Below are 18,052 nucleotides of genomic sequence, written 5' to 3'. Positions count from 1 at the left end.
ACGTCCGCCACTCTACGAGCGGTGGCCAGACCGGGGCCCGCCGGACACCGGGCGTGACGCGACGGTCACGTGCGGGCGGCCGGCTCCAGGAGGTCGGCGACGTGGCCCAGCTCGTTGACCGTCCACGGCTTGCGGACCCCGTCCCGCCGGGCGACGACCCTGGTCAGGCCGGTGTAGTCGAGCGGGAAGGGCAGCGGCCGCTCGATCCCGAGCAGGTGCCCGAGGTAGACGTTGATCACGCCGGCGTGCGCGAAGACCACCGCGGTCCCGCGGCCCGGGTGCGCCGCGATGACCTCCTCCAGCGCCGCGACGACCCGCGCCCGGAAGGCCGGGACGTCGACGTGCTCCGGCAGGTGCCCCTCGACCATCCGCCGCCACTCCTCGGGGTTCTCCTGGGCCAGCAGGTGCACCGGCAGGTACTGCTGCTCGTCGGCGTCGTACTCGCGCAGGTCGTGCACGGTGCGGACCGTGAGGCCGCGGGCCCGGGCGAGCGGCTCGGCGGTCTGCCGCGCCCGGGCCATGGTGCTCGCGTAGACGGCGTCGACCGGCTCGCCGGCCAGGGCGTCGACCACCCGCTCGGCCTGCCGCAGGCCCAGCTCGGTGAGCGCGGGATCGGCCCGGACCGGCGCCTCGGGCGCCCCGTCGACCCGGTCCGGCAGCCCGTGCCGGACCAGGACCAGCCGCATCGTCTAGAGCTTCCCGCTGGTGGCCACGCGGTCGCCGTGGCCGGCCTCGCGCAGGGTGGTGCGCAGCCGCTCGGCGATCCCGTCCTGCTCGGCGTCGTCGACCGACTTGGCCGCGTTCGCGAAGTCGAACGCCCGCATGTCCCAGGCTGGGAACACGTGCAGGTGCAGGTGCGGGACCTCGAAACCGGCGACCAGGAAGCCGACGCGCGGGGGCTGCCAGATCGCCTCGACCGCCTTGGCGATCGTGTGGCAGACGCCGGTGAGGTGCGCGACCAGGTCCGGGTCGGCGTCGACCCAGTGGTCGACCTCCTCCCGCGGCACGACCAGCGTGTGGCCCGGGCCGAGCGGGTTGATCGACAGGAACCCGGCGCAGCGCTCGTCCGACCAGACGAACCGGCCGGGCAGCTCGCCGTCGATGATCTTCGTGAACACGGTGCTCATCACGGCGGACCCTACCGGCCCGCGGCCGTACCGGGGGCGGTCGCCGGTCCGCTCTCCTAGAGTTCCCGCCATGCCCCGCACGATCGCCACGAACACCCCCGTCGAGCGCGAGGAGCTCCTGGAGTTCCTCCGCCCGCGGCACAAGGTCGTCCTGCTCACCACCCGGTCGGACGGCGGGGTCCAGGGCTCCCCGGTCACCGCGGGGGTCGACGCGGAGGGCCGGATCGTGGTGTCGACCTACCCCGAGCGGGCCAAGGCACGCAACGTCGCCCGCACCGGCACCGCCTCCGTGATCGTGCTGTCGGACGAGTTCAACGGCCCGTGGGTCCAGGTCGACGGGGACGCCGAGCTGATCACCCTGCCGGAGGCCGTCGAGCCGCTGGTCGACTACTTCCGCGCCATCTCCGGCGAGCACCCGGACTGGGACGAGTACCGGCAGGCGATGCGGGACCAGGGCAAGGCGTTGATCCGCGTCACACCCACCCGGTGGAGCCCCGTCGCGACGGGCGGCTTCCCCGCGCGGCTCGCCGACTCCTGACCCGCGCCCCCGGTAGCGTTGCCGGGTTCCTCCACCACCGAAGGACAACCGAGACGGTCGGCGGGCACCCGCCGGGAAGTAGGGATCGCATGCGTCCGTGGCCGGGCAACCCGTACCCGCTGGGTGCGAGCTACGACGGGGCCGGGACGAACTTCGCCTTGTTCTCCGAGGCCGCCGAGAAGGTCGAGCTCTGCCTGTTCAGCCCGCGCGGCAAGGAGACGAAGGTCGCGCTCACCGAGGTCGACGGCTTCGTCTGGCACGCCTACCTACCGACCGTCGAGCCCGGGCAGCGGTACGGCTACCGGGTGCACGGCCCGTACGACCCGGCGCAGGGCTTGCGGTGCAACCCGAAGAAGCTGCTGATCGACCCGTACGCCAAGGCGATCGACGGGCCGGTGAAGTGGGACGAGGCCGTCTTCGGCTACAACTTCGGCGACCCGCTGTCGCGCAACGACCGGGACTCGGCGCCGTTCGTGCCCAAGTCCGTGGTGGTCAACCCGTACTTCGACTGGGGCTCGGACCGCCCGCCGAAGATCCCCTACCACGAGACCGTCATCTACGAGGCGCACGTCCGCGGGCTCACGATCGCGCACCCGGACATCCCCGAGGAGCTGCGCGGCACCTACGCCGGCCTGGCGCACCCGGTGATGATCGAGCACCTGCAGCGGCTCGGGGTCACGGCGGTGGAGCTCATGCCGGTGCACGAGTTCCTCAACGACCACCACCTGCAGGAGAAGGGCCTCTCCAACTACTGGGGCTACAACACCCTGGCCTTCCTCGCCCCGCACCACGCGTACACGATGCGCGGCTCCCGCCCGGGCTCGCAGGTGCACGAGTTCAAGGCGATGGTGCGGGACCTGCACGAGGCGGGCATCGAAGTCATCCTCGACGTCGTCTACAACCACACCGCCGAGGGCTCGGACATGGGCCCGACGCTGTCCCTGCGCGGCATCGACAACCACGCCTACTACCGGCTGGTCGAGGACGACCCGCGCTACTACATGGACTACACGGGCACGGGTAACTCGCTCAACGTGCGCAACCCCCACACCCTGCAGCTGATCATGGACTCGCTGCGCTACTGGGTCACGGAGATGCACGTCGACGGCTTCCGCTTCGACCTCGCCTCCACCCTCGCCCGCGAGTTCTACGACGTCGACCGGCTGAGCGTGTTCTTCGACCTCGTGCAGCAGGACCCGGTGATCTCGCAGGTGAAGCTGATCGCCGAGCCGTGGGACGTCGGTCCCGGCGGGTACCAGGTCGGCAACTTCCCGCCGCTGTGGACGGAGTGGAACGGCAAGTACCGCGACACGGTGCGGGACTTCTGGCGCGGCGAGCCGGGCACCCTGGGCGAGTTCGCCTCGCGCCTGACCGGTTCGAGCGACCTCTACCAGGAGGACGGGCGGCGGCCGTACGCGTCGATCAACTTCGCCACGGCGCACGACGGGTTCACCCTCGCCGACCTGGTGTCCTACAACGACAAGCACAACGACGCCAACGGCGAGGGCGGCAACGACGGCGAGAGCCACAACCGCTCCTGGAACTGCGGTGTCGAGGGCCCCACGGACGACGAGGCCGTGCTGGAGCTGCGCGCCCGCCAGCAGCGCAACTTCATCACCACGCTGATGCTGAGCCAGGGCGTGCCGATGCTGCTGCACGGCGACGAGCTCGGCCGCACCCAGGGCGGCAACAACAACGTCTACTGCCAGGACAACGACATCGCCTGGGTGGACTGGTCGCTGGCCGGCAAGAACGCCGGGCTCGTCGGGTTCACCGCGGGCGTCGCGGCGCTGCGGCACGCGCACCCGGTGTTCCGCCGCCGCCGCTTCTTCCAGGGCAGGCCGATCGCGCCGCGCCGCCGGGACTCCCTGGCCGACATCGCCTGGTTCACCCCGGACGGCACCGAGATGACCGAGGGCGACTGGGACTCCGGCTTCGGCAAGTGCGTGATCGCCTTCCTCAACGGCGAGGGCATCTCCGACCTCGACCCGCGCGGCGAACGGGTCACGGACGACTCGTTCCTGCTGGCGTTCAACGCCCACTGGGAGGACATCGACGTGACCCTGCCGACCGCGGAGTACGGCAAGGAGTGGGCGATCGTCGTCGACACGGCGGCGGGCGAGGTGGTCACGCTCTCGACCGCCCCCGGCGTGGTCGCGGCCGAGCCGCCGATGACCCGGGCCGGCGCGACGCACACCGTGCCCGCGCGCTCCCTCCTCGTCCTCCAGCGGACCGTGTGATGGCGCGCCCCATCCCCTCCTCCACGTACCGGCTGCAGTTCTCGAAGGACCAGACCTTCGCCGACGCGCAGGGCCTGGTCGAGTACCTGGAGCGGCTCGGGATCGGCACGCTGTACGCGTCGCCGCTGCTCGAGTCCGGCGCCGGCTCCAACCACGGGTACGACGTCGTCGACCCGACCCGGATCTCCGCCGAGCGCGGTGGGCCGGAGGGGCTGGCTGCCCTGCTGGCCCGGCTGCGCGAGGCGAACCTGACGATGCTGCTCGACGTGGTGCCCAACCACGTCGGCGTCGAGGTGCCGAAGGCCAACCCCTGGTGGTGGGACGTCCTGAAGCACGGCCAGGGCTCGCGGTGGGCCGGGCACTTCGACATCGACTGGTCCGCCGGCCCGCTGCTGCTGCCGATCCTCGACGCGGACGAGGCCAACGCCCTGTCCGAGCTCTCGGTGCAGGACGGCGAGCTGCGCTACTACGAGCACGCCTTTCCCCTGGCGCCCGGCACCGAGCACGGGTCGGTCGCCGAGGTCCACGAGCGGCAGCACTACCGGCTCGTATCGTGGAAGCGCGGCGCGGCGGAGCTGACCTACCGGCGGTTCTTCGACGTGTCCACGCTGGCCGCGGTGCGCGTCGAGCTGCCCGAGGTCTTCGCCGACACGCACCGCGAGATCCTGCGCTGGCTGGAGGAGGAGCCCACGATCATCGGGCTGCGCGTCGACCACCCGGACGGGCTCTCCGACCCCGGCGGCTACGCGCGCATGCTGCGCGAGGCGATCGGGCCGGAGCGCTGGCTGCTGGTGGAGAAGATCCTGCACCTCGGCGAGGAGCTGCCGGTCTCGTGGCCGGTCGACGGGACCTCGGGCTACGAGGCGCTCGCGGACGTCCAGGGCGTGTTCGTCGACCCCTCCGGCGCGGGCCTGCTCACCCAGTTCGCGGCCGAGCACACCGGCGTCAAGGTTTCCTCGCACGCGGCCGAGCACCAGGGCCGGCGCGAGGTGGCCGACACGATCCTGGCCGCCGAGGTGCGGCGCATCGCCGCGCTCGTCCCGGTGCCTGAGGCCGCGCCGTCGACCGAGGAGGAGCCGGGCCCGGCCGCGGATCGCGTCCGCGAGGCCGTGGCCGAGTTCCTCTGCGGCTTCCCGGTCTACCGCAGCTACCTCCCCGAGGGCCGCGAGGCGCTCGACACCGCGGTCGCGGTGGCGCGCGCGCACCGGCCGGACCTCGCCCCGATCCTCGAGGCCATCCACGCGGCGATGCTCGCCGACCCGGAGGGCCTGCTCGCCACCCGCGTGCAGCAGACCTCCGGCATGGTCATGGCCAAGGGCGTCGAGGACACCGCGTTCTACCGGTACAACCGGCTCGTCGCGCTCAACGAGGTCGGCGGGGACCCGGGCCGCTTCGGCCTCTCCCCCGCCGCGTTCCACGCGGCGCTGTCCGCCCGCGAGTCCGGCTGGCCGCGGACCATGACCACGCTGTCGACGCACGACACCAAGCGCTCCGAGGACGTCCGGGCGCGGCTGGCCGTGCTCGCCGAGATCCCCGGCGAGTGGGTCGAGCGGGTGCGCCGCTGGTCGGCCCGGCACCCGCTGCCGGAGCGCTCGCTCGAGCTGCTGGCCTGGCAGAGCGTGGTCGGCGCCTGGCCGATCCCGGCGGACCGGCTGGCCGCCTACCTCGGCAAGGCGTCGAAGGAGGCCAAGCTCGCCACCAGCCACGTCGAGGCGGTGCCCGAGGTCGACGCGGCGATCGCCGCGTGGCCCGAGCAGGTCCTGGGCGACGACGAGCTGGTCGCCGAGATCACCGCGTTCGTCGAGCGGATCTCCGCGCCCGGCTGGTCGAACTCGCTGGGGCAGAAGATCCTGCAGCTCGCCGGGCCCGGCGTGCCGGACGTCTACCAGGGCACCGAGCTGTTCGAGTACTCCCTGGTCGACCCGGACAACCGGCGCCCGGTCGACTTCGCGGCCCGGCAGCGGCTGCTCGCCCGCCTCGACGAGGGCTGGCTGCCCGGCATCGACGACACCACCACCGAGGGCGCGGCGAAGCTGCTGGTCACGGCCTCGGCGGCGCGACTGCGGCGGTACCGGCCCGAGCTCTTCCACGGCTACCGCGCCGTGCCGGCGCAGGGGCACGCGGCCGAGCACGTGGTGGCGTTCACGCGCAGCCCCAGGCTCGTCGCCGTCGCCACCCGGCTGCCGGTCGGGCTGGAGGCGAAGGGCGGCTGGGGCGACACCGTGCTCCCGCTGCCCGACGGCGCCGCGGACTGGCACGACATGATCACCGACACCCCGGTCGACGGCAGTGCGCCGCGGCTGGCGACGTTGCTGTCCCGCTATCCCGTCGCCCTGCTCGTCCGTCCGGCCTGACGAGCCCGTCCGCCTACCGCCCGGCCGGCCCGTACGGGGCCGGCCGGGCCGTGCGTCTCGCAGCTCGCATCGTGTTGCGTATGATGCAGCTCACGTTCCGGAACTCCGTCACCCGGTCCTTACGTTGACCACCTGATATCTCGGCGATCGAAGTAAGATCACCCCGAGCGGGAGGACGAGTGACAAGGAGTTCGGTGAGTGAGATCGCAGTACGACTGAAGAACGTCCTGGCCGCCTCGGACGCCTACCGTCAGACCGTGGCCCGGCTCGTGGGCCTGGGCGTCCCGGAGACCACGATCCTGGTGCACCTGCTGCACGAGGGCCCGCGGACGCCGTCGGCGCTCGCGCGCCGCGTGGGCGTCACGCCGGCGAGCGTGACCTCCCAGCTGGACCGCCTCGAGCTGGCCGGGCACGTCGTCCGGCGCTCCAACCCGCGCGACCGGCGGAGCGTGCTCGTGGTCCTGACCGACCGCGGCCACGACCTGGCCGCGCGATTGTTCGCCATTTTCGACCGCGACGTGGCCGTCGGCATCGGTACGGCCGATCCCGCCGTCACCGCGGAGCTGGGGCGCATTCTCGAGCACCTGTCGCAGCGGCTCGACGAGCGCGCCCGCGACACCCGCGCCATCGCCACCGACCTGGAGGAATCCGGCCTCCGCTGATCGCGGGCGGGATCGGCGCAATTGGTTCGGCAGCCGTACTTCTCGGCATCGCGATTATCTCCGGGAAAGTGCGGCTGAACGGCCGATTCCGGCACGGCGTGCCGTTCCTACTCTCGACCACGCAACGCACAAGGTCCGGGTCCGATCCCCCCATCCCACCGGAACCTCGTTGCCGGGATCGCCGGCCGTCTCCGTGCCCCCCGACCGGCCGGCGGTCCCGACCCCGGAGCCCCGGGTCCCGCCGTGCGGTGGCGGCGGGAACCGGCCGCACCGCCCGTCGGCCCCCGTCACGAGCCCCGTCGCGGGCGTTGCGCCGCGTGTCACGTGGCCCCCGCGGGCGCACCGGCCGCCCATTCGGCAGGATTCCCCCGTGGCTGACTACGCGGTGTGGGCGCCGGAGAAGGACAAGGTCCGGGTCCTGGTGGACGGCGAGACCTACGCGATGCGGCGGGAGACGGGCGGCTGGTGGCGCGCCGACGTCGAGGACAACGGCCCGGGCTCGGCCTACGCCTTCCTCGTCGACGACGATCCGACGCCCCTGCCCGACCCGCGCTCGACGTGGCAGCCCAACGGCGTCCACTCGGCCTCGCGCCGCTACGACCAGAACTCCTTCTGGTGGACCGACCAGGCCTGGACCGGCCGCACGCTGGCCGGCAGCGTGCTCTACGAGTGCCACATCGGCACCTTCACCGACGAGGGCACCTTCGACTCCGCGATCGAGAAGCTCGACCACCTGGTCGCGCTCGGGATCGACATGGTCGAGGTGTTGCCCGTCAACGCCGTCGACGGGCCCCGGAACTGGGGGTACGACGGCGTCGGCTGGTACGCCGTCACCGAGAACTACGGCGGCCCGGACGGCTTCAAGCGGTTCGTCGACGCCGCGCACGCCCGCGGGCTCGGGGTGGTCCTCGACGTCGTCTACAACCACCTCGGTCCGTCGGGTGCCTACCTCGACAGGTTCGGCCCGTACTTCGCGGGCAGCAACATCTGGGGGCCGTCGCTCAACCTCGACGGCCCGTGGTCGGACGAGGTGCGCCGGTTCGCCATCGACAACGCCCTGATGTGGCTGCGCGACTTCCACGTCGACGGACTGCGGATCGACGCCGTGCACGCGCTGCGGGACACCCGCGCCCAGCACGTCCTCGAGCAGCTCGCCGTCGAGGTGGCGGCGCTCGAGGCGCACGTCGGCCGGCCGCTGTCGCTCGTCGCGGAGTCGGACCTCAACGACCCGAAGATGATCACCGCGCGCGAGGGCGGCGGGCTCGGAATGACCGCCCAGTGGACGGACGACATCCACCACTGCCTGCACAGCGTGCTCACCGGCGAGGGGCAGGGCTACTACTCGGACTTCGCCGAGGCCGACCTCGCGGGCCTGGCGCACGTACTCACCCGCGGGTTCCTGCACGAGGGCACCTGGTCGAGCTTCCGGAAGCGGACGCACGGCGCCCCCGTCGACACCGCGCGGATCCCGGGGCACCGGTTCGTGACGTACCTGCAGAACCACGACCAGATCGGCAACCGGGCCACCGGCGACCGGCTCACCCAGCTGCTCTCGCCCGGCATCCTCGCCTGCGGCGCGGCGATCCTGTTCACCTCGCCGTTCACACCGATGCTGTTCATGGGCGAGGAGTGGGGCGCCCGCACGCCGTGGCAGTTCTTCTCCTACTTCCCCGACGAGGGGCTGCGCGAGGCCGTCCGCAAGGGCCGCACCGCGGAGTTCGCCGAGCACGGCTGGGGTGACGTCGAGGTCCCCGACCCGAACGCCGAGTCGACCTTCCTCGACTCCAAGCTCGACTGGACCGAACACGAGCAGGAGCCGCACGCGACCCTGCTCGCGATGCACAAGGAGCTCATCGCCATCCGCAAGGCGTGGCCGGAGCTCTCCGACCCGTGGCTCGACGAGGTGGCGGTCGACGTCCACCCCGAGGCCCGCACGCTCGTCATCCACCGCGGCCGGCTGCGGGTGCTGGTCAACCTCGGCCCGGAGGAGGTCGCGCTCGACCTGGGCGCCACCGTCACCCGGATCCTGCTGGCCAGCGAGCCCACGGCCAGCGAGCAGTCGGACATCACGCTGCCCGGCGAGTCCTTCGCGATCGCGGTGCTCGCCGAGTAGCACCCCCGAAGGCACGAACGGCACTCTCGCTCACCAGGTGTGAGCGAAAGTGCCGTTCGTTCGGCTGTGGGCGGTCAGATGACGCCGCTCAGATCAGACCCAGGCCCTTGACGGCCTCGCGCTCCTCGACCAGCTCGGCCACGGAGGCGTCGATCTTCTCGCGGGAGAAGTCGTTGATCTCCAGGCCCTGCACGATCTCGTACTTGCCGTTCTTGGTGGTGACCGGGAAGGACGAGATGATGCCCTCGGCCACGCCGTAGGACCCGTCGGACGGGACGGCCATCGAGGTCCAGTCCCCCTCGGGGGTGCCGTTGACCCAGGTGTACACGTGGTCGATCGCCGCCGAGGCCGCCGAGGCCGCGGACGACGCGCCGCGGGCCTCGATGATCGCCGCGCCGCGCCTGGCCACGGTCGGGATGAACTCGTCCCGCAGCCAGGACTCCTCCACCTGCTCGGCGGCGATCTTGCCGCCGACCTCGGCGTGGTAGAGGTCCGGGTACTGGGTGGCGGAGTGGTTGCCCCAGATCGTCATCTTCGAGATCTCGGAGACCGGCACGCCCAGCTTGCCCGACAGCTGCGCGAGCGCGCGGTTGTGGTCGAGGCGGGTCATCGCGGTGAACCGCTCGGCCGGGACGTCCGGCGCGGCGCTCTGCGCGATGAGGGCGTTGGTGTTGGCCGGGTTGCCGACGACCAGGACCTTGATGTCGTCCGCGGCGCCCGCGTTGATGGCCTTGCCCTGCGGGGCGAAGATCCCGCCGTTGGCCTCGAGCAGGTCGCCGCGCTCCATGCCCTTCGTGCGCGGGCGGGCGCCGACGAGCAGGGCGACGTTCGTCCCGTCGAAGGCCTTGGTGGCGTCGTCGAAGATGTCGACGCCGGCCAGCAGCGGGAAGGCGCCGTCGCTCAGCTCCATGGCGGTGCCCTCGGCGGCCTTGACGGCCTGCGGGATCTCCAGCAGGTTCAGCTTCACCGGGGTGTCGGACCCCAGGAGCTGCCCGGAGGCGATCCGGAAGAGCAGCGCGTAACCGATCTGGCCAGCGGCTCCGGTGACAGTGACGGTGACAGGAGTGGACACGCCGTGAGGCTAGCCCTCCCTCCGCGGGTGCGCCGCGACGGGGATCACCCTGGTGGCGGCACGTTCGGTGTGACCTCCGACCCGCGCGCCGCCGCCCACGGCGCCCCGCGCCGCCGGTGTGCCCCGGTGGCCGGTGGACCGGACGCCGCGGGATGATCCGGGCGTGACCGCTCCCCTGCCGCTGTCCGCCCGGGCGGTCGCCCCCGACCTCGCCCGGGGCGCGATGCTGCTGCTGATCGCGCTGGCCAACGTGCACCTGTTCCTGCTGGCCGCGCCCGGGGTGCGCGGGTACCCGGACGAGCCGGGGCCCGTCGGCGGGGTGGTCACCTTGCTGCAGATGCTGCTGGTCGACGGGCGCGCCTACCCGCTGTTCGCCCTGCTCGTCGGCTACGGGGCGGTCCAGCTCGCCCGCCGGCGGGAGGACGAGGGGGCGGCCGTCCGGCTGCTGCGCCGCCGCGGCGCGTGGATGATCGTCATCGGCGCCGCGCACGGGATCCTGCTGTTCCCCGGCGACATCGTCGGTGCCTACGGGCTGCTGCTGGTCCTGCTGGCCGGGTTCCTCGTCCGCGGCACCGAGGTCACGCTGCGGACGATCGCCGCCGTCGGGGTGGCGATCACCGTCCTGCTCGGTGCGGGCACCGGGCTGCGGACGGGGGCGCTCACGTTGCCCTCGGTCGCCGCGCCCGACGTGCGCACGGCGCTGGGCCTGCACGTCGGCGAGTGGATCGGCGGCACGCTGTCGGCGGCCCTGTTCACCGTCGGGATGCTCGCCGTCGGCGCCCTGGCCGCGCGCCGCAGGCTGCTCGACGAGCCGGAGCGGCACCGCCGCACCCTCGTCCGGGCGGCCGTGGGCGGGCTGACCGTCGCAGTGGTCGCCGGGCTCCCGCTCGCGGTGGTCGCGGCGGGCTGGTGGCGGCCCTCGGTGGGGCTGTCGGCCCTGCTCGGCCTGCTGCACGCGGTGGGCGGGCTCGCCGGCGGCGTCGGGTACGCCGCCCTGTTCGGCCTGCTCGCCACGCGCGCCGTCGGTCCCGTCGGGCGGGCCCTGGTCGCGACGGGCCGCTGCTCGTTGACCTTCTACCTCGCCCAGTCCGTGGTGTTCTGCGCGCTGCTGCCGGCGTGGGCGCTGGGGTGGGGTGCCCGGATCGGCGTGGCCGGCGCGGCGCTGCTCGCCGTCGCGACCTGGGTGGCGTCCGTGCTGGCCGCGACCCTGCTGGACCGGGCGGGCCGCCGCGGACCCGCCGAGGTCCTGCTGCGGCGGCTCACCTACGGGCCCCGACCTGCACGTCCGGGCGCTGACCAGGCCGGATAGGGTCGGCCCCGTGGCGAAGCGGGACAGCAGGGCGAAGCAGGCGAGCGAGCCGGCCCCGGTGGCGGACGTCCCCTACTACCGGGCCCTCTTCGGTGCGCTCGGCTGGGGCGTGGTCGCCTTCGCCCTGCAGGTCGTGTTCGGCGGGACCGGCGGGGCCACGGGCCTGCTGATCCAGGTCGGCTGGATCCTCATCGCCGCCGTGCTCGCCGCGTGGCCCACCTGGTACGCGGCCCGCCGGCGGGGCTGGCCCGAGCTCTGGAAGCTCTTCCTCCTCGCCGCGCCGGCCTTCTGGGTGCTGCGGGCGGTCACCCTGATCCTGGACCGCCTGCTCTTCCACTGACCGCGGCTAGGTCCGTCGCCGGGAGCTGATCACCCCGGTGTCGAAGCCGGCCAGGTGCAGGCCGCCGGCGAACCGGGCGTGCTCCACCTTCAGGCACCGGTCCATCACGACGGTCACGCCCGCGGCCCCGGCCTTCGCCGCCAGGTCCTCGTCCCACAGCCCGAACTGCAGCCACCACGTCTGCACGCCCTGCGCGTCCGACCCGAGCGCCAGCACCTCGTCGAGCACGCCGGGCAGGTCCTGGGGGCGACGGAAGGTGTCGACGAGGTCGGGCACGCCCGGGCAGTCCGCCAGCGACGGGTACACGGGGCGGCCGAGGATCTCGGTGGCGTTCGGGTTCACGAACCACACCTCGTAGTCGGTGCTCGACAGGAGGTAGGTCGCCACGAAGTTCGACGCCCGCGCGGGGTTGGGCGAGGCGCCCACCATCGCGACCGTGCGGGTGTCGCGCAGGATCCGCTGCCGCTCCAGCGCCGACGGGTTCTGCCAGCTCATGCGCTCTCCTTCGCGGCCTCGGCCAGCGCCTGGTCGAGGTCCCAGATGATGTCGTCCGCGTCCTCGAGCCCGACGCTGATCCGGATCAGGTCCTCGGGCACCCCGGCCGCCTCCAGCTGCCCGGCGGTCAGCTGCTGGTGGGTGGTGGAGCCCGGGTGCAGCACGAGGGTGCGGGCGTCGCCGACGTTGGCCAGGTGGCTGCACAGCCGCACGGACTCGATGAACCGCGCGCCGGCCGCGCGGCCGCCCTTCACCCCGAAGCTGAACACCGCGCCCGGGCCCTCGGGCAGGTACCGGCGCGCCCGCTCGTGGTGCGGGTGGTCGGGCAGCCCGGCGTACCGCACGTACTCCACGCGGGGGTCGGCGTGCAGCCACTCCGCGACGCGCTGCGCGTTCGCGACGTGCGCCCGCATCCGGAGGGGCAGCGTCTCCACGCCCTGGAGCAGCAGGAACGCCGAGTGCGGGGCCAGGGTCGGCCCGACGTCCCGCAGCTGCTCGGCGCGGAGCTTGGTGAGGAACCCGAGCTCCTGGAAGTTGCCCCACCAGGTGAGCCCGCCGTAGCTGGGCACCGGCTCGGTCATTGACGGGAACCGGCCGTTGCCCCAGTCGAACCGCCCGGACTCGACGACGACGCCGCCGAGCGTGGTCCCGTGTCCGCCCAGGAACTTGGTCGCGGAGTGGATCACGATGTCGGCGCCGTGCTCGATCGGCCGGCAGAGGTACGGCGTGGCCAGCGTGGCGTCGACGATCAGCGGCACGCCCGCGGCGTGCGCGACGTCGGCCAGCCCGGCCAGGTCCGCCACCTCGCCGCCGGGGTTGGAGACGACCTCGGTGAACACGAACCTGGTCTTCTCCGTGATCGCCGCGGCGTAGTCCGCCGGGGCGCCGCCCGGGACGAACGTCGTGTCGACGCCGAACCGGCGCAGCGTGACGTCGAGCTGCGTGATCGTGCCGCCGTACAGGCCCGACGCGGCGACGCCGTGGTCCCCCGCCCCGGCCAGGCAGGCGAAGGTGAGGAACTCCGCAGCCTGCCCGCTGGCGGTGGCCACCGCACCGATGCCGCCGTCGAGGCTCGCGAGCCGCTCCTCCAGCACCGAGACGGTCGGGTTGCCGATCCGGCTGTAGATCAGCCCGTACTTCTGCAGCGCGAACAGGCTCGCCGCGTCCTGGGTGTCCTCGAAGACGAAGCTCGTCGACTGGTAGATCGGGACCGCCCGGGCGCCCACGGCCGAGTCCGGCACCGCCCCGGCGTGCACCGCCCGGGTGTGGAAGCCCCAGGCGCGGTCCCGGCGCTCCCTGCCGTCCCCGATGTCGTCGCTCATGCGCCCATCCTGCCTCGCCGGATCGACGGCCGTCGCCCCGACCGACCGGTCACCGCCGCGGGAGGCGGACCAGGCCCTCCTGCATGGTGCTGGCCACCAGCCGGCCGTCCCGGGTGAAGAAGCGGCCCTGCGCCAGCCCGCGCCCGCCCGACGCGGCGGGGCTCCAGCACTCGTAGAGCAGCCACTCGTCGGCACGGAAGGGCTGGTGGAACCACATGGCGTGGTCGAGGCTCGCCATCTGCACGGACGTGCTCGTCAGGTCGTGGCGCCCCACCACCGAGCCGAGCAGGGTGAGGTCGGAGATGTAGGTGAGCAGGCAGACGTGCCGCAGCGGGTCGTCGGGCAGCCGTCCGTCGGCCTTCATCCAGGCGCGCAACGGGTCGTCGGTCGCCACCCGGTCCTCGGTCCACACCGGCTCGTCGACGAACCGGATGTCCAGTGAGCGCGGCACCCGCTCGATCCAGGCGGCGCCGGCCCCGGACACCACCCGGTCACCGATGCTGGGCAGCTCGTCCGGGGTCGGCACCCCGTCGCTCATCGGCACGGAGTGTTCCAGCCCCTCCTGCGCGAGCTGGAACGACGCCGACAACGCGAAGATCGCCTCGCCGCCCTGGATCGCGAGCACCCGGCGGGTGCTGAACGAGCGACCGTCGCGGACCCGCTCGGTGCGGAACACGATCGGCCGGCCCGGGTCGCCGCCCCGGATGAAGTAGGCGTGCAACGAGTGCACCCCGCGGTCCGGCTCGATCGTGCGGCCCGCGGCGACCAGCGCCTGCGCCGCGACCTGCCCGCCGAACACGCGGACGGGCGAGGTCGCCGGGCTGGTGCCGCGGAACAGGTCCACCTCGAGCTGCTCCAGCTCGAGCAGCCGCATCAGCTCGTCGAGGACGCCCTGTCCGCGCGGCACACCGTCGACGTCCAGCATGATCCCGGGAGCGGAAGGTTCGGTCACGCCGGGATCCTCCCGCACCCGGGCCTCAGGCGTGGTCCTCCTCGCCCAGCCGGTGGACGCGGATGAGGTTGGTCGAGCCGACGGTCGAGGGCGGCGAGCCCGCGACGATCACGACGAGGTCGCCCGGCTGGAACCGGCCGATCGAGAGCATGGCGTGGTCGACCTGGCGGACCATCGCGTCCGTGGAGTCGACGGCCTCGACCAGGAACGTCTCGACGCCCCAGGTCATCGCCAGCTGGCTGCGCACCTCGGGGGCCGGGGTGAAGGCCAGCAGCGGCAGCCGGGTGTGCAGCCGGGCGAGCCGGCGCACGGTGTCGCCGGACTGCGAGAAGGCGACCAGCGCGCGGGCCGAGAGGCGCTCGCCGATGTCCCGCGCGGCGTAGGAGAGCACGCCCCGCTTGGTGCGCGGCACGTGGTTCAGCGGCGGCACGTTCGCCGGGCCCGCCTCGACGGCCTCGATGATCGTGCTCATCGTGCGGACCGTCTTGATCGGGTAGCGGCCGACGCCGGTCTCGCCGGAGAGCATCAGCGCGTCGGCCCCGTCGAGCACCGCGTTGGCCACGTCGGAGGCCTCGGCGCGGGTCGGCCGCGAGTTCGTGATCATCGAGTCCAGCATCTGGGTGGCCACGATGACCGGCTTGGCGTTCTCGCGGGCGATCTGGATCGCGCGCTTCTGCACCAGCGGCACGTTCTCCAGCGGCAGCTCCACGCCCAGGTCGCCGCGGGCGACCATCACGCCGTCGAACGCCAGCACGATGGCCTCGAGGTTGTCGACGGCCTCCGGCTTCTCCAGCTTGGCGACGACCGGGAGCTTGACCCCGACCTTCTCCATGATCCGGTGCACGCCGTCGATGTCCGCGGGGCTGCGCACGAAGCTCAGCGCGATCACGTCGACGGACAGCTTGAGCGCGAACTCCAGGTCCGCGATGTCCTTCTCGCTCAGGGCCGGCACCGAGACGTTCATGCCGGGCAGCGAGATGCCCTTGTTGTTGGACACCGGGCCGCCCTCGGTGACCCGGCAGACCACGTCGTCGCCCTCGACCTCGACCACGCGCAGGCCGACCTTGCCGTCGTCGACCAGCAGCCGGTCGCCCGCGCGGGCGTCCCGGGCCAGGCCCTTGTAGGTGGTGGAGACGCGGTCGTGGGTGCCGGCGCAGTCCTGGACGGTGATCCGCACCTCCTCGCCGGTCTGCCACTCGGTCGGGCCGTCGGTGAACGTGCCGAGCCGGATCTTCGGCCCCTGCAGGTCGGCGAGGATGCCGACGGCGCGGCCCTCGGCGTCGGCCGCGTCGCGCACCATCTGGTACACGCGCTTGTGGTCGTCCCGCGTGCCGTGGCTGAAGTTGAGCCGGGCGACGTCCATGCCGGCAGCGACCAGCTCCCGGATACGGTCGGGCGTGGCGGTGGCCGGCCCGATGGTGCAGACGATCTTGGTGCGACGGGTCACGAGGCCAAGCGTAGCGCGCTGTCTGTAACGATCAGGTAGGAGGAAGTCGAACAGTGCGACGGCTGAGTTTCGCCCTTGCGGTGCTGGTCAGCCTGCTGGTGCTGTTCCTCCCGGCCTCCGGGGTGCCCACTGCCCCGCCCGGCGTCGACAAGCTCGTCCATCTGGGTGTGTTCGCCCTGCTGGGCCTCACCGGTCGGTGGGCGGGCGTCCCGCCGCTCCCACTGGTCCTCGCGCTCGCCGGGTACGCCGGGATCTCCGAGGTCCTGCAGGGCCTGCTGCCGATCGGGCGCAGCCCCGAGGTGCTCGACGCGGTCGTGGACTGCGTGGGCGTGTCGATCGGGGTCGCCCTGCACGAGCTGCTGGCGCGGCGGGCGCGCCGGCAGCAGGACCGGCCCTAGCGGCGGGGTTGCTCGCTCGGGCCGACATGGTCGGCGAGCCACTCCGCGAGCGGGCGGGCGGCCCGCCAGGTGCGGCGGACCCGGTCGAGGCAGGTCCGCTCGTGCAGCGCGTCGTCCGGGGGCCAGCGGCGGGCGACCATGAGGCCCTTGTGCCGCAGCAGGTCGAGTCGCGGGTGGTCCGGGTCGGTGCCCTTCGGCCGGGTGCGCAGCTGCTCCCCGCCGACCGTCAGCCCGGCCTTCTCCGCAGCCTGCAGGATGCCGCGCAGCGCCTCGCCGCGGCGCTCGTCGTCGACCGCGGTGCGGTAGCGCGCGACCTGGTCCGGAGCCATGCCGTAGTACCCGGCCGCGGCGAGCAGCCCGTCGGGGCCGACCTGGACGTAGTACGGCGGGGCGAAGCCGCCGCAGTGGGTCTTGTACGGCGACTTGTCCTTCGCGAACCGGACGTCCCGGTACGGGCGGAAGATCTTGCCCGGCCCGAACTCCTCCTCGAGCTCGGCGAGCAGGGCCGTCATCGGCGCGCGGACGTGCGCCTCGTAGACCTCGCGCTGGTCGGTCCAGTACGCCTTGCTGTTGTCCGCCAGCAGACCGTCGTAGAACTCGACGGCGCCGTCGCCGAAGCCGTCGAAGCGCGTCGCCGAGGTGGTCACGGCGTCCGGTCGCCCGCCCGGCCCTCCGGCACGTCCGCGTCGGCGGACCCGGCCGGCCGGTCGGTCTCCTCGGTGCGCGCCCCGTCGGGGTTCGCGATCTCGGGCGGCAGCACCTCGCGCGGCTTGCGGACCAGCGCCACGTAGAGCACCGCCAGGACGAACACCAGCGCCGAGACGACGACGTTGATCCGGATGTCGCCGAACACGCGCGTGGCGGGGTCGGTGCGCATGAGCTCGATGAAGAACCGGCCGAGCGTGTAGCCGGCGACGTAGAGCGCGAAGACACGGCCGTGGCCGAGCCTGAAGCGCCGGTCCGCCCACACGATCACCGCGGCGACGGCCAGGTTCCAGATGAGCTCGTACAGGAACGTGGGCTGCACGATCGCGATCGGGTTCGCGGTGTCGACGGCCACGCCGCCCAGCGGGTCCGACGCGCCGGTCGCCGGGTCGACCCGCTCGTAGATCTCCAGGCCCCACGGCAACGTCGTCGGGGCGCCGTAGAGCTCCTGGTTGAAGTAGTTGCCCAGCCGGCCGATCGCCTGCGCGACGACGATCCCGGGCGCGACCGCGTCGGCGAAGAAGGGCAGCGGGATGCCGCGCCGCCGGCAGCCGATCCAGGCCCCGACCGCGCCGAGCGCGATCGCCCCCCAGATCCCGAGGCCGCCCTCCCAGATCTTGAGCGCGTTGACCGGGTCGCCGCCGGGGCCGAAGTAGGTCCGCCAGTCGGTGGCGACGTGGTAGAGCCGCCCGCCGATCAGGCCGAACGGCACCGCCCACACCGCGACGTCGACGACCGTGCCGGCCGGACCGCCGCGCGCGACGAACCGCTTCTCGCCCCACCAGATCGCGACGACGATCCCGGCGATGATGCAGAGCGCGTACGCCCGGATCGGGATCGGCCCGAGATGCCAGACGCCGCGGTCCGGGCTGGGGAGGTAGGCCAGCACGGTGCTGCTCGCGAGGGCGCTCACGCGGCCACCGTAGCGCGGGCTCGGAGGGGAGCGGCTCCCCCACCTCCCCCGGCGGCACTCCGGGA

General features: G+C 73.0%; 17 protein-coding genes. 8 read left to right on the top strand and 9 right to left on the bottom strand.

Annotation, left to right across the window (positions count from 1 at the left end):
* Positions 1-65: 65 nt before the first annotated feature.
* Both PKE99_RS26740 and PKE99_RS26735 read right to left on the bottom strand, forming a co-directional pair.
* The gene (locus PKE99_RS26740; protein WP_037041401.1) at positions 66-686 is read right to left on the bottom strand and encodes a histidine phosphatase family protein; all 621 of its coding nucleotides are present in this window, start codon (positions 684-686) and stop codon (positions 66-68) included.
* 3 nt (positions 687-689) lie between these two features.
* Complete coding sequence (locus PKE99_RS26735; RefSeq protein WP_037041399.1) at positions 690-1,127, bottom strand: HIT family protein; 438 nt, start codon at positions 1,125-1,127, stop codon at positions 690-692.
* A 70-nt stretch (positions 1,128-1,197) separates the two neighbouring features.
* Here PKE99_RS26735 and PKE99_RS26730 point away from each other — a divergent pair, with 70 nt between their 5' ends.
* The 5 genes from PKE99_RS26730 (at position 1,198) to treZ (ending at position 9,034) form a co-directional block, all read left to right on the top strand.
* Positions 1,198-1,665: a PPOX class F420-dependent oxidoreductase gene (locus tag PKE99_RS26730; protein ID WP_037041397.1), complete on the top strand. Its 468-nt coding sequence runs from the start codon at positions 1,198-1,200 to the stop codon at positions 1,663-1,665.
* An 89-nt stretch (positions 1,666-1,754) separates the two neighbouring features.
* Positions 1,755-3,905, top strand: coding sequence for a glycogen debranching protein GlgX (gene glgX, locus PKE99_RS26725; protein ID WP_037041395.1), 2,151 nt, complete (start codon positions 1,755-1,757; stop codon positions 3,903-3,905).
* On the top strand, positions 3,905-6,259 hold the full coding sequence (gene treY, locus PKE99_RS26720; protein ID WP_037041393.1) for a malto-oligosyltrehalose synthase: 2,355 nt from the start codon (positions 3,905-3,907) through the stop codon (positions 6,257-6,259). Before glgX ends, treY begins: the two co-directional genes overlap by 1 nt.
* A gap of 194 nt (positions 6,260-6,453) precedes the next feature.
* Positions 6,454-6,921, top strand: coding sequence for a MarR family winged helix-turn-helix transcriptional regulator (locus PKE99_RS26715; RefSeq protein ID WP_051736865.1), 468 nt, complete (start codon positions 6,454-6,456; stop codon positions 6,919-6,921).
* A gap of 370 nt (positions 6,922-7,291) precedes the next feature.
* On the top strand, positions 7,292-9,034 hold the full coding sequence (treZ, locus tag PKE99_RS26710) for a malto-oligosyltrehalose trehalohydrolase (RefSeq protein ID WP_037041389.1): 1,743 nt from the start codon (positions 7,292-7,294) through the stop codon (positions 9,032-9,034).
* A gap of 88 nt (positions 9,035-9,122) precedes the next feature.
* Here treZ and PKE99_RS26705 read toward each other — a convergent pair whose 3' ends face one another.
* The gene (locus PKE99_RS26705; RefSeq protein WP_037041387.1) at positions 9,123-10,106 is read right to left on the bottom strand and encodes a malate dehydrogenase; all 984 of its coding nucleotides are present in this window, start codon (positions 10,104-10,106) and stop codon (positions 9,123-9,125) included.
* A 163-nt stretch (positions 10,107-10,269) separates the two neighbouring features.
* On the opposite strand from PKE99_RS26705, the gene PKE99_RS26700 reads away from it, so the two are divergent.
* Complete coding sequence (locus PKE99_RS26700) at positions 10,270-11,415, top strand: DUF418 domain-containing protein (RefSeq protein WP_037041386.1); 1,146 nt, start codon at positions 10,270-10,272, stop codon at positions 11,413-11,415.
* A 10-nt stretch (positions 11,416-11,425) separates the two neighbouring features.
* Positions 11,426-11,755 carry a hypothetical protein gene (locus tag PKE99_RS26695; RefSeq protein WP_037041385.1) on the top strand — a complete coding sequence of 110 codons (330 nt, stop codon included), beginning with the start codon at positions 11,426-11,428 and terminating at the stop codon, positions 11,753-11,755.
* A 6-nt stretch (positions 11,756-11,761) separates the two neighbouring features.
* Here PKE99_RS26695 and PKE99_RS26690 read toward each other — a convergent pair whose 3' ends face one another.
* Genes PKE99_RS26690 through pyk form a run of 4 tightly spaced genes read right to left on the bottom strand, consistent with a single transcriptional unit; the run spans position 11,762 to position 15,971 of the window.
* Positions 11,762-12,250, bottom strand: a complete 489-nt coding sequence (locus tag PKE99_RS26690; protein WP_037041383.1) for a CoA-binding protein — start codon at positions 12,248-12,250, stop codon at positions 11,762-11,764.
* Positions 12,247-13,572 carry an O-acetylhomoserine aminocarboxypropyltransferase/cysteine synthase family protein gene (locus PKE99_RS26685; RefSeq protein WP_051736864.1) on the bottom strand — a complete coding sequence of 442 codons (1,326 nt, stop codon included), beginning with the start codon at positions 13,570-13,572 and terminating at the stop codon, positions 12,247-12,249. The genes PKE99_RS26690 and PKE99_RS26685 overlap by 4 nt, the downstream gene beginning before the upstream one ends.
* Before the next feature lie 49 nt (positions 13,573-13,621).
* Entirely contained in the window at positions 13,622-14,497 is an 876-nt protein-coding gene (locus PKE99_RS26680; RefSeq protein ID WP_081923808.1) for an acyl-CoA thioesterase, read from the bottom strand.
* A gap of 52 nt (positions 14,498-14,549) precedes the next feature.
* Positions 14,550-15,971 carry a pyruvate kinase gene (pyk, locus tag PKE99_RS26675; RefSeq protein WP_037041382.1) on the bottom strand — a complete coding sequence of 474 codons (1,422 nt, stop codon included), beginning with the start codon at positions 15,969-15,971 and terminating at the stop codon, positions 14,550-14,552.
* A 53-nt stretch (positions 15,972-16,024) separates the two neighbouring features.
* Here pyk and PKE99_RS26670 point away from each other — a divergent pair, with 53 nt between their 5' ends.
* The gene (locus PKE99_RS26670) at positions 16,025-16,369 is read left to right on the top strand and encodes a VanZ family protein (RefSeq protein ID WP_037041381.1); all 345 of its coding nucleotides are present in this window, start codon (positions 16,025-16,027) and stop codon (positions 16,367-16,369) included.
* Here the strand turns inward: PKE99_RS26670 and PKE99_RS26665 are convergent.
* Together PKE99_RS26665 and lgt are read right to left on the bottom strand one after the other, a co-directional pair.
* On the bottom strand, positions 16,366-17,016 hold the full coding sequence (locus PKE99_RS26665) for a DUF2461 domain-containing protein (RefSeq protein ID WP_037041380.1): 651 nt from the start codon (positions 17,014-17,016) through the stop codon (positions 16,366-16,368). The two genes, PKE99_RS26670 and PKE99_RS26665, sit on opposite strands and share 4 nt — an antisense overlap.
* Positions 17,013-17,987, bottom strand: a complete 975-nt coding sequence (gene lgt / locus PKE99_RS26660; RefSeq protein ID WP_081923807.1) for a prolipoprotein diacylglyceryl transferase — start codon at positions 17,985-17,987, stop codon at positions 17,013-17,015. Before lgt ends, PKE99_RS26665 begins: the two co-directional genes overlap by 4 nt.
* Positions 17,988-18,052: the final 65 nt, after the last annotated feature.

The sequence above is a fragment of the Pseudonocardia halophobica genome (assembly GCF_027922425.1).
In the GTDB taxonomy this organism is placed as follows: domain Bacteria; phylum Actinomycetota; class Actinomycetes; order Mycobacteriales; family Pseudonocardiaceae; genus Pseudonocardia; species Pseudonocardia halophobica.
This window is presented reverse-complemented; position numbering and strand designations above follow the sequence as displayed.